The 13,872-nt window shown below is 62.6% G+C and carries 16 protein-coding genes; 7 read left to right on the top strand and 9 right to left on the bottom strand.

The features are described from left to right. Positions 1 to 88: 88 nt before the first annotated feature. Positions 89 to 994, top strand: coding sequence for a LysR family transcriptional regulator (locus ACGYLC_RS14215; protein WP_322329407.1), 906 nt, complete (start codon positions 89 to 91; stop codon positions 992 to 994). Between the two features lie 83 nt (positions 995 to 1,077). Here ACGYLC_RS14215 and ACGYLC_RS14210 read toward each other — a convergent pair whose 3' ends face one another. After that, positions 1,078 to 2,118, bottom strand: a complete 1,041-nt coding sequence (locus tag ACGYLC_RS14210; protein ID WP_394423434.1) for an NADP-dependent oxidoreductase — start codon at positions 2,116 to 2,118, stop codon at positions 1,078 to 1,080. A 166-nt stretch (positions 2,119 to 2,284) separates the two neighbouring features. Here ACGYLC_RS14210 and ACGYLC_RS14205 point away from each other — a divergent pair, with 166 nt between their 5' ends. Continuing rightward, on the top strand, positions 2,285 to 3,070 hold the full coding sequence (locus tag ACGYLC_RS14205) for an inositol monophosphatase family protein (protein WP_067264836.1): 786 nt from the start codon (positions 2,285 to 2,287) through the stop codon (positions 3,068 to 3,070). On the opposite strand, the gene ACGYLC_RS14200 is transcribed toward ACGYLC_RS14205, so the two are convergent. After that, positions 3,071 to 3,361, bottom strand: coding sequence for a DUF6476 family protein (locus tag ACGYLC_RS14200; RefSeq protein WP_271689598.1), 291 nt, complete (start codon positions 3,359 to 3,361; stop codon positions 3,071 to 3,073). Here ACGYLC_RS14200 and ACGYLC_RS14195 point away from each other — a divergent pair. After that, positions 3,360 to 4,406 (top strand): RluA family pseudouridine synthase, encoded by a 1,047-nt coding sequence (locus ACGYLC_RS14195; RefSeq protein WP_394423521.1) that lies wholly within the window; start codon positions 3,360 to 3,362, stop codon positions 4,404 to 4,406. The two genes, ACGYLC_RS14200 and ACGYLC_RS14195, sit on opposite strands and share 2 nt — an antisense overlap. A 173-nt stretch (positions 4,407 to 4,579) precedes the next feature. Further along, positions 4,580 to 5,476, top strand: coding sequence for an RNA polymerase sigma factor RpoH (gene rpoH / locus ACGYLC_RS14190; RefSeq protein ID WP_209219310.1), 897 nt, complete (start codon positions 4,580 to 4,582; stop codon positions 5,474 to 5,476). Between the two features lie 52 nt (positions 5,477 to 5,528). Here the strand turns inward: rpoH and ACGYLC_RS14185 are convergent, their stop codons facing one another. After that, positions 5,529 to 6,167 (bottom strand): GntR family transcriptional regulator, encoded by a 639-nt coding sequence (locus tag ACGYLC_RS14185; RefSeq protein ID WP_394423433.1) that lies wholly within the window; start codon positions 6,165 to 6,167, stop codon positions 5,529 to 5,531. Between the two features lie 87 nt (positions 6,168 to 6,254). Between ACGYLC_RS14185 and ACGYLC_RS14180 the strand changes: the two genes are divergently transcribed. The 3 genes from ACGYLC_RS14180 to ACGYLC_RS14170 all read left to right on the top strand — a co-directional run bounded on the left by ACGYLC_RS14180 (position 6,255) and on the right by ACGYLC_RS14170 (position 7,840). Further along, complete coding sequence (locus ACGYLC_RS14180; protein WP_394423432.1) at positions 6,255 to 6,782, top strand: hypothetical protein; 528 nt, start codon at positions 6,255 to 6,257, stop codon at positions 6,780 to 6,782. A gap of 234 nt (positions 6,783 to 7,016) precedes the next feature. Further along, on the top strand, positions 7,017 to 7,403 hold the full coding sequence (locus ACGYLC_RS14175) for a hypothetical protein (protein WP_394423431.1): 387 nt from the start codon (positions 7,017 to 7,019) through the stop codon (positions 7,401 to 7,403). A 167-nt stretch (positions 7,404 to 7,570) separates the two neighbouring features. After that, positions 7,571 to 7,840: a DksA/TraR family C4-type zinc finger protein gene (locus ACGYLC_RS14170; protein WP_394423430.1), complete on the top strand. Its 270-nt coding sequence runs from the start codon at positions 7,571 to 7,573 to the stop codon at positions 7,838 to 7,840. 2 nt (positions 7,841 to 7,842) lie between these two features. On the opposite strand, the gene ACGYLC_RS14165 is transcribed toward ACGYLC_RS14170, so the two are convergent. Genes ACGYLC_RS14165 through ACGYLC_RS14140 form a run of 6 tightly spaced genes read right to left on the bottom strand, consistent with a single transcriptional unit; the run spans position 7,843 to position 13,856 of the window. Beyond that, positions 7,843 to 8,085 (bottom strand): hypothetical protein, encoded by a 243-nt coding sequence (locus tag ACGYLC_RS14165; RefSeq protein WP_394423429.1) that lies wholly within the window; start codon positions 8,083 to 8,085, stop codon positions 7,843 to 7,845. Further along, on the bottom strand, positions 8,085 to 9,905 hold the full coding sequence (locus ACGYLC_RS14160; protein WP_394423428.1) for a M3 family oligoendopeptidase: 1,821 nt from the start codon (positions 9,903 to 9,905) through the stop codon (positions 8,085 to 8,087). The genes ACGYLC_RS14165 and ACGYLC_RS14160 overlap by 1 nt, the downstream gene beginning before the upstream one ends. 56 nt (positions 9,906 to 9,961) lie before the next feature. Continuing rightward, on the bottom strand, positions 9,962 to 11,560 hold the full coding sequence (locus ACGYLC_RS14155; protein ID WP_394423427.1) for an ATP-dependent DNA ligase: 1,599 nt from the start codon (positions 11,558 to 11,560) through the stop codon (positions 9,962 to 9,964). Next, positions 11,557 to 12,561 carry a ligase-associated DNA damage response exonuclease gene (locus tag ACGYLC_RS14150; RefSeq protein ID WP_394423426.1) on the bottom strand — a complete coding sequence of 335 codons (1,005 nt, stop codon included), beginning with the start codon at positions 12,559 to 12,561 and terminating at the stop codon, positions 11,557 to 11,559. Before ACGYLC_RS14150 ends, ACGYLC_RS14155 begins: the two co-directional genes overlap by 4 nt. Before the next feature lie 57 nt (positions 12,562 to 12,618). Continuing rightward, entirely contained in the window at positions 12,619 to 13,566 is a 948-nt protein-coding gene (locus ACGYLC_RS14145; protein ID WP_394423425.1) for an alpha/beta fold hydrolase, read from the bottom strand. Continuing rightward, positions 13,566 to 13,856, bottom strand: a complete 291-nt coding sequence (locus ACGYLC_RS14140) for an SCP2 sterol-binding domain-containing protein (RefSeq protein ID WP_067262473.1) — start codon at positions 13,854 to 13,856, stop codon at positions 13,566 to 13,568. Before ACGYLC_RS14140 ends, ACGYLC_RS14145 begins: the two co-directional genes overlap by 1 nt. Between the last annotated feature and the right edge of the window lie 16 nt (positions 13,857 to 13,872).

Here is a 13,872-nt window from a genome sequence, read left to right as displayed (position 1 = left end):
ATCCTTTTGGCGGTTTCACGTCTTGTCTCACATCCAGGCTTGTGAGACAAACTCATAACATTCATCTTGAACATGAGTAATGCCTCAAATGCACATCGAGTTCCGTCACCTGCGCACCATCAAGGCCATCCACGAGGCGGGCGGTTTGGCCCGCGCGGCGGATCAGATGAATATCACGCAATCGGCGTTAAGTCATCAGGTGAAGGGGTTGGAGGATCAGGCGGGGGTCGAACTCTTCGTCCGGCGCTCGAAACCGTTGAAGCTGTCGCCTGCCGGGCAGCGGCTGTTGAAGCTCGCGCAGCAGGTTTTGCCGCAGGTCGAAGCCTTGCAGGACGAATTCTCGGGCCTGCGCGCGGGCAGCACGGGGCGGATGCATATCGCAATCGAATGTCATGCCTGTTTCGAGTGGCTTTTCCCGGTGTTGGAGCAGTTCCGCCGCCATTGGCCGGATGTGGATGTCGATATCCGCCCCGGTCTCGCGTTTGACGCGCTGCCTGCGCTGCTTCGCGAAGAGGTCGATCTGGTAGTCTCCTCGGACCCCGAAGAGCTACCCGGCGTCGAATTTGTCGAACTCTTTGATTACAATCCGGTTTTTGTCGCCTCGCAGAATCACCCTTTGGCCGAGAAACCCTTTGTCGAGGCGGCTGATTTTCGGGGGGAGACGCTGATTACATACCCGGTGGAGCGGACCCGGCTGGACGTGTTCAGCCAGTTGTTGATCCCCGCCAAGGTCGAGCCTGCGGCGATCCGGCAGGTGGAGTTGACGGCGGTAATCCTGTTGTTGGTGGCGTCCAACCGCGGGGTCTCGGTCCTGCCGGATTGGGTGGTGCGGGAGGTGAAATATTCCTCCGATTACGTCACCCGGCCCCTGACGGCCGAGGGGATCACACGGCGGCTCTATGCGGCAGTGCGGCGGGATGATTTGGGCAAGCCGTTCATGGATGAGTTGTTAAAGCTGGCCGGGCAGGAGGCACGGAAGTTGCAGCGGGCCTAGGCGATGGCCCGCCGCCTGCGACTTGACCCGGGCCGGATGGGTGAACGCGCCATCCCACAAGGCGGAACGCCGCGTTGCAAAGCTTACTTCACCTTAACGATGGCCTTGCCGGTGTTCCCGCCATTCAGCATGTCGATGAAGGCCTGCGGCGCATTCTCCAGCCCTTCGGTGATGTCTTCCTTCACCTTCACGCGCCCATCGGCGACCATCGGGGCCACTTCGCGCTGGAACTTCGGCATCTGGTCCCAGTGGTTCGAGATGATAAAGCCGCGCACGGTAAGGAAGTTCACCAAAATCGTCCGCCACAGCCGCGGCGCGGTGAGGCCAGCGCCCTCGGCATCGGCACCCAGCCCGCCTGCGTTGTACCATGCGATCATGCCGCAAAGCGGGATCCGCCCATGGGGGTTCATCAGCGGCAGCACCGCCTCCAGCACCTTGCCGCCCACGTTTTCATAATAGATATCAACGCCATCCGGCGCGGCCTCTTTCAGGGCGGCACGCAGGGATTTGGCATCGTCATAGGCGCGGTGATCAAGGCAGACATCAAAGCCGAAATCGCGGGTGGCGATTTCGCATTTCTCGGCCCCGCCTGCGATGCCCACGGTGCGCAGCCCCCTGGCCTTGGCCAATTGACCGACGATCGAGCCGACGGGCCCAGTGGCCGCGGCCACGACGAGGGTCTCGCCTTCTTTCGGCTGGCCGATGTCGTTCAGACCGTACCAGCCGGTCAGGCCGGGCATGCCCAGCACGCCGAGCGAGGCGGTGATCGGCACGCCTTCGGCATCGACCTTCTGACAATGCTTTGCCGGGGCGACACCATGGGTGGCCCAACCGAAGGCGCCAAAGGCAAAATCGCCTTCGGCGAAGCTTGGGTCATTCGAGGCGATCACCTTGCCCACGCTACCACCTTCCATCAGCCCGCCGATGGGCACAGGTTCGGCATAGCTTTTCGCGTCGTCCATCCGGCCCCGCATATAGGGGTCGAGCGACATGTAATGCACTTCGACCAGAATTTCGCCGTCGCCCGGCTGGGGAATATCCGCGCTCTCAAGACGGAAGTTCTCGGGCGTCGGTGCACCATCGGGGCGGGAGGCGAGGACGATTCTCTGCATCTGGTCGGACATGGGGTTTCCTTCGTGCTGGTTGCTACGGGTCCAAGGTGTTCCCTCGCGCTCTGAATGCAACCCGTGAGGCGCGCGAGAATCAATAAGCGGTGCAGGTTTCTGCCCCCTTGGCAATTGCGTTCTTGCGCCCTATACGTCCCGCCTTATCCATCAAAGGGCGCGAACAATGATCGGCAGTGCGAATCTCAACATCATGATCAAGGCGGCACGCAAAGCGGGGCGTGCATTGGTCAAGGATTTCCGCGAGGTCGAGAACCTTCAGGTCTCGGTCAAAGGTGCGGGCGATTTCGTGACCAAGGCCGACATTGGCGCCGAGAAGATCATCAAAGACGACCTCATGGGCGCGCGTCCGACCTATGGCTGGCTGGCCGAAGAGGGCGGTGAGGAAGAGGGGCAAGACCCGACCCGCCGTTGGATCGTCGACCCGCTGGATGGCACGACCAACTTCCTGCACGGGCTGCCGCATTGGGCCATCTCCATCGCATTGGAACATAAGGGCGAGATCGTCGCCGGTGTGGTTTTCGACCCCGCCAAGGACGAGATGTTTTTTGCCGAGAAGGGCACCGGCGCTTGGATGAACGAAGGCCGCTTGCGGGTTTCTGGCCGTCACCGCATGATCGAGTCGATCTTTGCCACGGGCCTGCCTTTCGGGGGCCGTGCCGATCTGCCTGAAACGCTCAAAGATTTGGGCCGCCTGCTGCCCGTCTGCGCCGGTGTGCGCCGCTGGGGTGCGGCATCGCTCGACCTCGCCTATGTCGCCTCGGGCCGTTACGATGGCTTTTGGGAGCGTCGTCTGAAGCCTTGGGATGTGGCCGCGGGCATGTTGATCGTCAAAGAGGCCGGTGGCCTTGTCGAGCCGATCCGGCCTGAGCGCAACATCCTGCAGCATGGTGAGATCATCTGCGCGAACGAGCCGATCTATTCGACCTTCGCCAAGACCATCCGCGGCTGATCACTCGATCGCGACCGTCTGGCGCAATGCGCCGGTCAGCTGGTCAAAGATCAGTATCTCATCCGCATCCGTCACCACCGCATACCAGCCGCGGCCTTGCGTGAACGCTTGGGCGCTGCTGCCATCGGGCAGGGTGATGCTGCGCGGCATGGTCGGGCCCTGATCGCTCAGGCGGGTGACAAGCACGAAGATCAGCACTAGAACTCCGCCAATCATCACGACGGTCAAGACCGTCACCATCCGCCGCAGAAACCGCAGGTTCGCCGGTTCATCAGGGTTGTCCGTGTCCATGTCTTACCGCCGCATTGATTTCATTCTGAACGATAGCCCGCCCGCCCGTCTTGATAAGGCGCTGGCCCGCGATGTGCCAGAGGAAGCGAACCTGTCGCGCACCCGTTTGGGCCGTTTGATCACCGAAGGCGCTGTCACGCTGGACGGTGTCGTGGTCCAAGACCCCCGCGCCAAGGTGGCCGAAGGGCAGGCGGTGCAGATCACGGTGGAAGAGGCGGCGGAAAGCCACATCCTGCCCGAGGACATTCCTCTTTCGGTGGTCTTTGAGGATGACGACCTGATCGTGATCGACAAACCGGCGGGCATGGTGGTGCACCCCGCGCCGGGATCACCCTCCGGCACCCTCGTTAATGCATTGCTGGCGCATTGTGGCGATGATCTCTCCGGCGTGGGCGGAATGAAACGGCCCGGCATCGTGCACCGGATCGACAAGGATACCACTGGTCTGCTCGTCGTCGCGAAGTCTGATGCGGCGCATCACGGGCTGGCGGCGCAGTTCGAGAAACATACCGTAGAGCGTTATTACCAAACCCTCGTCTATGGGGTGCCGGATGCCAATGACCCGCGCCTGCGGGGCGTCAAAGGCGCGTCTTTCGAGGCGGGGAATATCCTGCGGATGACCACCCAACTGGCGCGGCACAAGACCGACCGCCAGCGGCAGGCAGTACTGTTTCAAGGCGGGCGGCACGCGGTGACCCGCGCCCGCACGGTCGAACGTTTTGGCACCCCGCCGGTACTGGCGCTGCTGGAATGCTGGCTTGAAACCGGGCGCACACATCAGATCCGCGTGCATATGTCTCACGCGGGCCATGGTCTCGTAGGGGATGCCACCTATGGCGGGCGGCGCAAGCTGGCAAAGACGGCCTTGCCTGAGGCCACCGCCGAAGCAATCCGCGCCTTCCCCCGGCAAGCGCTGCACGCCGCCGTTCTGGGGTTCGAACATCCGGTAACCGGTGAAAACCTGCGTTTCGAAGCACCCCTGCCGCCCGATATGGCGGCCCTGTTGAACATGCTGCGAGAAGGCCCCACCGTCTCATCGGCGTGACCCCGCCACCGCGCGGAACCGCCTAAGGATCGGTTACGTTTTGTTCACAGAAACTGTGCAGTCATGAACAAAAGCGTGAAGGCTTCTGTCTTGAAAGCACGAAGGGGGCCGCCCATATTGCATGTTAAGCGCAATAACATAGGCCCCGATTAAACTGGGGAAAGGGACAAGACATGGCAAATTATGCAAATCTGCCCGCACCGACGCCCGAAGGCGGGCTGAACCGCTATATGCAAGAGATCCGCAAGTTCCCGTTGCTGGAGCCTGAGGAAGAATACATGCTGGCCAAACGCTGGGTCGAAGAACAAGACACCGAAGCTGCCCATAAGATGGTCACCTCCCACCTGCGCCTCGCGGCGAAGATCGCGATGGGCTACCGTGGCTATGGATTGCCCCAGTCCGAGGTGATCTCGGAGGCGAACGTCGGCCTGATGCAGGCGGTGAAACGTTTCGATCCCGAGAAGGGCTTCCGCCTTGCCACCTATGCGATGTGGTGGATCCGCGCGTCGATTCAGGAATACATCCTGCGGTCGTGGTCGCTGGTCAAGCTCGGCACAACCTCGGGACAGAAAAAGCTGTTCTTCAACCTGCGTAAGGCCAAGAACAAGATCGGCGCGTTGGAGGAGGGCGATCTGCGCCCCGAAAACGTGAAGGAAATCGCGACCCAATTGGGCGTGACCGAGGATGAGGTCGTCTCCATGAACCGGCGGATGTCGGGCGGGGATGCCTCGCTCAACGCCACCGTCGGGTCCGAAGGCGAAGGCACGATGCAGTGGCAAGATTGGTTGGAGGACGAAGACGCCGACCAAGCGGGCGATTACGCCGAGCGTGACGAGCTTGAAACCCGGCGTGAGATGCTTGCAGAGGCCTTGGACGTGCTGAACGACCGCGAGAAAGACATTCTGACCCAGCGTCGTCTGTCGGATGAGACGGTCACGCTCGAAGACCTCTCGGCGCAATACGATGTCAGCCGCGAGCGGATCCGCCAGATCGAAGTGCGCGCCTTCGAGAAGCTGCAGAAGCGGATGCGCGACTTGGCGAAGGAAAAGGGCATGTTGGCGGCTAGCTGACGGCTGATCCAAATGGTGCAGTGTGCCCCGCTTCTTTGGAGCGGGGATTTTTTCATTGCCTCGGCAGGGCGACAAGCTGGCCTTCGAGCCTTGCCATCTCTTCAAAGCAAGCGGCGATTGTGTTCGACTGCATCGCCCGGGCAGCGGCTTGCAGCACCGCACGCAGATGCACAATCTGAGGCTCCGGCGCGCTTTCGAAATCACGCAAGGACCATCTGATCAGCCGCCAATAGGCCGCGCGAAAGGCGTCGCTGAGGATCGGGTTCTCAACCATCTCCGATAGGGCGTTCAAAAGCCGGGCGCGGATATCAAAGAACGCTTCGGCATTGTCCAGCGGGGCGAGGTCCATCATTCCAAGGATCCCGGCAAGGGCCATGAAATGCGCGGGTGGCGCGGGGGAGGGGGCTGCACATTTGCCGGCTGCTTCGATGATCGCCACAGCCGCGCGGATGTCATCCGCGCGCGTCGAAGCGTCCAAAGGGGTGACGACAGACCCCACGCCGGATTTCACGGCGATCATGCGTTCATAGGCCAAGCGTTGCAACGCTTGCCGGATGGGCGTGCGCGACACGCCGAACCGCTGGGCGAGGGCCACCTCATGCAACATGCCGTCCGCGATGTTGCGGTCTAGGCAAATGTCCGCCCGAAGCGCCTCTGCAATCGCCGCGCTGGATTTGACTTGGCTAGACATTGCCCGGCATCCTTCGCCTGTTCGTTTTCACCTATTTAACATGTATACAGGCGCTGCCGCCGTTACTCAAATTTTATGGATGTTTTCATGTCTCGTGATGTGCCTTTTTTCGATCCCGATGCGACCTCGATACGCGCCGTCATCCCCACGCCCCGCGGCGGGCATCTGGCGATGACGGGATTTCCGGGATTGGCGACCCATGTGGATGGCGCGGCCTATTTCGATCCTCAGCAGATGCGGGAAACCTTGGAAGGTCTGCGGGCGGCTGGGGCACGCGAGTTGCTCATTCTTACCGAGGAGGCCGAGCTTCCCGAAGGAGCCTTTCCTTTGATTTCAAAGATTTCACGGCCTCTTGGCCTAAGGCTCTCTTTTGCACCGATCGAAGATTTCAATGTCCCCTGCGACGGGTTTCTGGCGCAATGGCCCGCCCACCGGGCGCGTTTAGAGGCGGCGCTGGACGCGGGAGAGACGGTCGCCCTGTCCTGTCAATATGGTGCAGGGCGCAGTGGGCTGATCGCGGCATGGTTGCTGATCGAGGCCGGATTGCCCGCCGAGGAAGCCATCGCCTTGGTCCGCCGTCATTTCTCGGAAGCGATTGAAAACCGGCTTCAGTAAAACTGGCTGTTAGAGGTGAAAACGGACAGGTAGCGCCCCTTTCGCATAGAAAATGTGAAAAAAGATTGGCGAATTATACAAATGCCTCATTGTCGGCAAGTTCTTGCCACATTTACGCCACATTTGGACCCGACAACATGTATACAGGTTGGGCGAAAGGCGGCACCTCAGAGGAACGCAAGGGCCCATAGAAAGGGAAGATAAGCCACCAGACGATTAGGAAGAGGATCAGACATGCCAAGCCGCTCCACCGCGCCCGAAACATCCGGCCCCATCACGTCCCTCAATGCAGGGGACATTCTCCGCCGCAAGTGCAGCTATGATCCCGTTACTTTTTGTCTTCCATCCGATGACAGCCCCGTCACCCTGACCATCTGTGACGCGCGGTTTCACAATGTACACCATGCCCGCGACTTTGGCCGGGTCGAGGCGATGGTCGAGGTGACCTATACTTGCCATCCCGCGGCCATGCCGCAAAGGGTCTACCTACGCACCAACGTCCCGCTGCGCCCCGCAGGCCAGCGACAAGAGCTTCGCCGACGGCTCATTCAAAGCGCCGTCACCCTGTCCACCCTGCTAAACCGTTTGAATGGAGGAGATACGACCCTGCGTGCTGCTTGACTCACAGCCCAATGCCTAGCAACTGCACCCCCTCTTGGGGGTGTTTTTTTATCTGCGCGGCCCCATCTCATGACCCGTGGGACGGGTGCCATATCCCCGCGTGAGGCCGTGACATACTGCCGCTGCGCCCCATATCTATGACGTGAACCGCATGAGGAGGGCGCAACATGGCAGGTGGTTGGACGCGCGATGGCGCGGTGAGCGAGCAGATCGAAGCTTCTATCTCCGATGAATTGGCCCGGCTAAAAGCCCGCCGCGTGCCGGTGGGCGAGAGCCGCAGCCATTGCGCGGAATGCGAAGAGCCGATCCCGGAGGCGCGGCGCATGGCCCTGCCGGGTGTCAAACTCTGCATCGACTGCGTGCGGGATCGAGACGGGCAGACGCAGATGCGCGGCGGGATCAATCGGCGGGGCTCGAAAGACAGCCAGTTGAAGTGATCTCAGATCCGTTGCGCCCGCCGCCTGCGGCGAAGGGAGCGCCAGCGCCGATAGAGCCGCACATCCATCGCCGCCACCATGAAGCCAAGCGGCAGCATCCAGAAGCCGAGGATCGGTAAAAACCCAAGGATGCCGCCGCAGATCAGCAGCAGGCCGAGCGCAAATCTAAATCCGGGCGGCACCCGCCGCCGAATCCAGACAAAGAAGGGTGCGAACCTTTCTTTCATGCGCTCGGCGCGGAACATCAGTCTTCCATCGCTTCCAATTCGTCGATCATGGCCGAGATCATCGACAGGCCCTTGTCCCAGAACGCTGGATCGCTGGCATCAAGTCCGAAGGGGGCGAGAAGCTCCTTGTGGTGCTTCGATCCGCCGGCTTTCAGCATCTCGAAATACTTGTCCTCGAAGCCCTCTTCGCCCTCGGCGTAGACCGCATAGAGCGCGTTCACCAGACCGTCACCGAAGGCATAGGCATAGACGTAGAAGGGCGAATGCACGAAATGCGGGATATAGGCCCAGAAGGTCTCGTAGCCCTCCATGTACTCGAAGGCCGGCCCGAGGCTCTCGGCCTGAACGCTCATCCACAGCGCGTTGATGTCGTCGGGCGTCAACTCCCCGCCGCGGCGCGCTTCGTGCAGCTTGCATTCGAAATCGTAAAAGGCGATCTGGCGCACGACCGTGTTGATCATGTCCTCGACCTTGCCCGCCAGCAGCACCTTGCGCTCGGTCTGGGTCTGCGCCTTATCGAGCATCTTGCGAAAGGTGAGCATCTCGCCGAAGACCGAGGCGGTCTCGGCCAGCGTGAGCGGGGTCGAGGAGAGCATCTCGCCCTGATCGGCGGCCAGCATCTGGTGCACGCCGTGGCCCAACTCATGCGCCAGCGTCATCACGTCGCGCGGTTTTCCGAGGTAGTTCAGCATCACGTAGGGATGCACGTCGGTCACGGTCGGGTGGGCAAAGGCGCCGGGCGCCTTGCCCGGCTTCACGCCTGCGTCGATCCAGCCCTTGGTGAAGAACGGCTTGGCGAGTTCGCCCATGCGCGGATCGAAGGCGGTGTAGGCCTCCATCACGGTGTCTTCGGCCTGTTTCCAGTTCACTACCTTGGGGTCTTCCATCGGCAGCGGCGCATTGCGGTCCCAGACCTGCATGACGTCGAGGCCCAGCCACTTGCGCTTAAGCTCATAATATCGGTGGCTCAGCTTCGGGTAGGCTTCGACCACGGCGTTGCGCAGCGCCTCCACGACCTCGGGCTCGACGTGGTTGCTAAGGTGGCGCCCGGTCTGCGGTGTCTCCATGCCGCGCCAGCGGTCGATGACCTCTTTCTCTTTGACTTGCGTGTTGTGGACGCGGGCGAAGGTGCGGATGTTGCGGCTCAGCACATCGGCCAACTTGCGCGCACCGGCCTCGCGCTTGGCGCGGTCGGGGTCGGTCAGCAGGTTTAGCGTGCCTTCGATGTTCAGCGTCTCGCCGTCGACCTCGAACTCCAGCCCCGCGATGGTCTCGTCGAACAGCCGCTCCCATGCGTCGCCGACGACGCCGAGGTCGTGCAGGAACTTCTCCATCTCGTCCGACAGCTGGTAGGGCTTCATGGCGCGGATGCGGTCGAAGACCGGCTTGTAGCGGGCGAGGTCGGGGTTCTCGTCCAGAAGCTTGGCAAGGTGGTCGTCCGGCAGCTTGTTCAGCTCCAGCGTGAAGAAGACCAGCGGCGTGGTGTAATCGGTGATCTTCTCTTGGCAATCGGACATGAATTTGGCCCGGCCCGAGTCCGTCGTCTGCTGGTAATAGCGCAGCCCCGCGTAGGACATGATGCGCCCGGCGACCTGGTTGATCTTTTCATTGCGCAGCACACAGTCGAGCAGCCCTTCGGCGTCCAATGCGGCCAGATTGCCTTCGTAGTCGGCGGCGAAACGCGCGCAGGATTCCTCTAGCCAGTCGAGATCGCGTTTCAATTCGGGTGCGTCCTCACTGGTGTAGAGATCGCTCAGGTCCCATTCCGGCAGATCGCCAAGGTCTTTGCCCCCGGCGCTGGCGTTGGCATCGTGAAGCGGGAAGGGAAGCTGAAACATCGGTGTACCTCATTTGCGTTTCGTCACATCTATGCCTCCGGGCGGGCCGGAACAACCTATCCGTAGATGCGCAGCATTTCTTTCAGATCGTCGAGGGTGTTGGCCTCTTGCAGCGGCTTGTCCTTGCGCCACCGCAGCATGCGCGGAAAGCGCAGGGCGACGCCGGACTTGTGGCGCGGGCTGGGCTGGATGCCCTCGAAGGCGATCTCGAAGACATGGTGCGGGGTGACCTGCCGCACGGGGCCGAAGCGCTGCTGCGTGTTGCGGCGCACCCAAGCGGTGATCTGGCGGAACTCGGCGTCGGTAAGGCCGGAATAGGCCTTGGTGAAGGGCACCAGATCGTTGCCGTTCCAGACCGCGAAGGTGAAGTCGGTAAACAGGTTCGCACGGCGGCCCGAGCCCGATTGCGCGTAAATCATCACCGCGTCGATGGTCAGCGGATCAAGCTTCCATTTCCACCAATCGCCCTTCTTGCGGCCCGACAGATAGGGGCTGTCGGCGCGTTTCAGCATCAGCCCTTCGGCCTGCGCCTCGCGCGCGGTTCCGCGTAAGGAGGCGAGTTGGGACCAGTCGGTGAACCGGTGCTGCGGCGAGAGGCGCACGGGCGCGTCGGCGGGCAGGTCGGCGGCGGCCTTCTCCAGCAGAGCGCGACGTTCGGCGAAGGGGCGGTCGCGGATGTCCACGCCCTGCCATTCCAGCAGATCGTAGGCGTGCAGCACGACCGGCGCCTCTTTCAGCAGCTTTTTCGGCACGGTCTTGCGCCCGATGCGGGCTTGCAAAGCATTGAAGGAAGAAGGGAATTCGGCCCCCGGCTGCCAGACCAGCAACTCGCCGTCGAGCACGGTGCCCGGTGGCAGGTGATCGGCGGCGCGGGCCAGTTCGGGGAAGCGGTCGGTCATCAGCTCCTCTCCGCGCGACCAGACGAAGTAGTCGCCATCGCGCAGGATGAGCTGGCCGCGGATGCCGTCCCATTTCCACTCCGCCCGCCAGTCTTCGGGATCGCCCAAGCCCTCCGGCCCGTCCTCCAGCGCATAGGCGAGGTAGAAGGGGTAGGGGCGCGAGGCGTCGGCGCTGGCGTCCTCGGCCTCGATCAGGCTGTGCCAAGTCACGTCGTCGGGGTGCCAGTTGCCCATCAGACGATGCGCCATCTCCGGCTCGGGCCGGTCGGTGGCGCGCGACAGCGCCCGGGTCATCAGCTTCTGGCTCACGCCGATGCGAAAGCCGCCGGTGATCAGCTTGTTGAAGAGGAACCGTTCGGTGCCGCCGAGTTGTTGCCAGGCCGAAAGGACAAATTCCTTGCGCGCCGCATCGTCCAGATCCTTCAGCCCGCGCAGCGCGTTGATCCAAGAGGTGAGCGTGCCGGTTTCGTCGCTCTCCACCGGCGGCAGGACCAGCGCGATGGTCTCGGCCAGATCGCCGACGATGGCATAGCTGTCCTCGAAGAGCCAGAGCGGCACGCCTGAGGCTTCCGAGGCCCATTCGCGCAAGCGGGTAGTCGTGACCGCGCGTTTCGGGCGGCGGCCCGAGAAGAGTGCGACCGTCCAGAGCCGGTCATCCTCGGCGGCGGTGGTGAAATATTCGGCCAGTGCGGCGACCTTAACCGTGGTCTTGGTGGTCTGGTCGACGGCGTTGAACAGGGCGGCAAAATCCTTCATTCGTTGTCACCCCCGTCGCCCTCGAATTGGGTCGGCACGACTTCGGCGTTCCAGCCCTGATCGTTCAGGTAACGCGTGAAGATGTCCGTGTAACCATGCGTGACATATATGTTTTCCGCACCCGTCTCGCGGATCGCCCAAAGCAGCCCGTGCCAGTCGGCATGGTCCGAGATGACAAAGCCCCGGTCGCCCGCACGCCGCCGGCGCACCCCGCGCAGCGCCATCCAGCCCGAGGCGAAGGCGCTCTCCTGCGCGCCGAACCGCCGCGCCCATTGGCTGCCAAGGGCCGAGGGCGGCGCCAGCACCAGCGCCCCGGGGTGCTCCTTGGGATTAAGCTCGGGCGTGATCAGCATGGTCTCGGGTAGCGCGATGCCTTGGCCGCGCAGCACTTCGTTGGTGTTCTCCACCGCCGTATGGGTCAGGATCGGGCCGATCTTGGGGTCGAGCATCGACAGCAGCCGCTGTGCTTTTCCAAGCGAATAGGCGCCGAGGAAGGCGGTTTTGCCCGCCGCCTTGCAGCCCGCCCACCAGCCGTTAATCTGGGCGGCCACATCGACTTGCGGCGCCCAGCGGAAGACCGGCAGGCCAAAGGTGCTCTCGGTGATGAAATGATGGCATTTGACCGGCTCGAACGGCTCGGACATGCCATCGTCGATCACCTTGTAATCGCCCGAGGCGACCCAGACCTCGCCGCCGACCTCGACCCGGATCTGCGCGCTGCCGGGCACATGGCCCGCAGGGTGGAAGGAGACCGTGGCCCCGCCGATTTGCCGCTTCTCGCCATAGGCGATGCCCTCGATGGCGATCTCGCCCAACCGATGGCGCATTACGGGGAGCGCGGCATGGGTGGCCAGATAGCTGCCCATGCCGTCGCGGGCGTGGTCGGCGTGGCCGTGGGTGATCAGCGCCCGGTCGACGGGGCGCCAAGGGTCGATGTAGAAGTCACCGGCGGCGCAATAGATGCCGTTTTCGGTGAAGCTGAGGACGGGTTCGCGAGTCATGCCAAGCAATCTAGGCGGCGCGGGCCGATTGCACAGGAAAATGACGCGGGCGAGGGGTTAACCGGTGATATTGCCCAGATAGAGCTTTTCCAGCCCGTCGAAGATCGGCTTGCGCAGCTCTGGCCTCTCCAACAACACCTCATGCTCGCCGCCCGGTACGATCTCAAGCCGCCCGCCTTTCCACTGCGCCATGCGCTTGTGCACCCTATCGGTGGCGACGATGCGCTCGTTGCTGCCAAGAAAGGTGGCGCAGGGAATGTTGGGCGCCGAGCGTCCGGCGAGATGTTTGGTCTCGGCCAGTGCCTCGCGCAGCCAGACGAAACTGGGGCCGCCGAGGCTCAGCTCGGGATGAGCGACCAGTTGATCGCGCATCATCGCGTACATCTGCGGATCGGTGGTCAGCAGGTTGTCCTCGAAAGGGGCGATGGCGGGGTAGGCTTCGATCTTGGTGCCCGGCGGCAAGCGGTGGCCCTGTCCGACGCGGGGCATGAACTGCGCCAAGGACCACGCCAGCGCGCGCAGATGCGGGACGACATAGATGCCCCACATCGGGCCGGTGAAGGCAACCGCCTGCACCGGCAGCCCCTCCATCACGGCACGCAGACCGATACAGCCGCCCATGGAATGGGCCAGCAGGAAATAGGGGCGCGGCAGGTTCAGGCTGCGCGCGGCGCGCAGCAGGGCGGCGACGTCTTTCTGATAGTCGCTGAACACATCCACATGGCCGACGCGCGCATCCGGCAAAAGCCGATCCGACAGTCCCTGACCGCGCCAGTCGATCGCCATGGTGGCAAGGCCGCGCCGCGCAAAATCGGCGGCGCAAAGCCCGTATTTTTCGATGTATTCGGTCCGCCCGGGAAAGAGCAGCACCGTGCCCCGCGCGCCTGCGCAGGGCCAATGACCCAGCCTGATCCGCTTGCCATCCGATGTCTCGGCCCAATGGGCTTGGCCCCCATCGGGGCCGGGGGCGATATCGGTGTAAAGCGGGGCCGGGTCCAGATGCATCAGCCGAGAACAGCGGCGAGCTTCATCGCCATGCCCATGTCGCCATCGATCTTGAGCTTGCCGGTCATGAATGCAGATGTGGGGTTGGTGTCGCCTTCGAGGATGGACTGGAAGGTTTCGGCATCCGCGCTCAGCGTCACGTCGGCCTCTTCGTCCGCCGCGCGGGCGCCGTTTTCGTCCATCATCACGGTGCCTTCGCCTTCGATGTCGAACTTGGCCGTGCCGTCAAAATCGCTGCCGGCCAGCTTTTCGTTCAGCACCACAACCGCTTCGTTCACAATATCGCTCATCGCTCGCCCTTTTTTG

The organism is Sulfitobacter sp. 1A12157, from assembly GCF_043557345.1.
Classification (GTDB): domain Bacteria; phylum Pseudomonadota; class Alphaproteobacteria; order Rhodobacterales; family Rhodobacteraceae; genus Sulfitobacter.
This window is presented reverse-complemented; position numbering and strand designations above follow the sequence as displayed.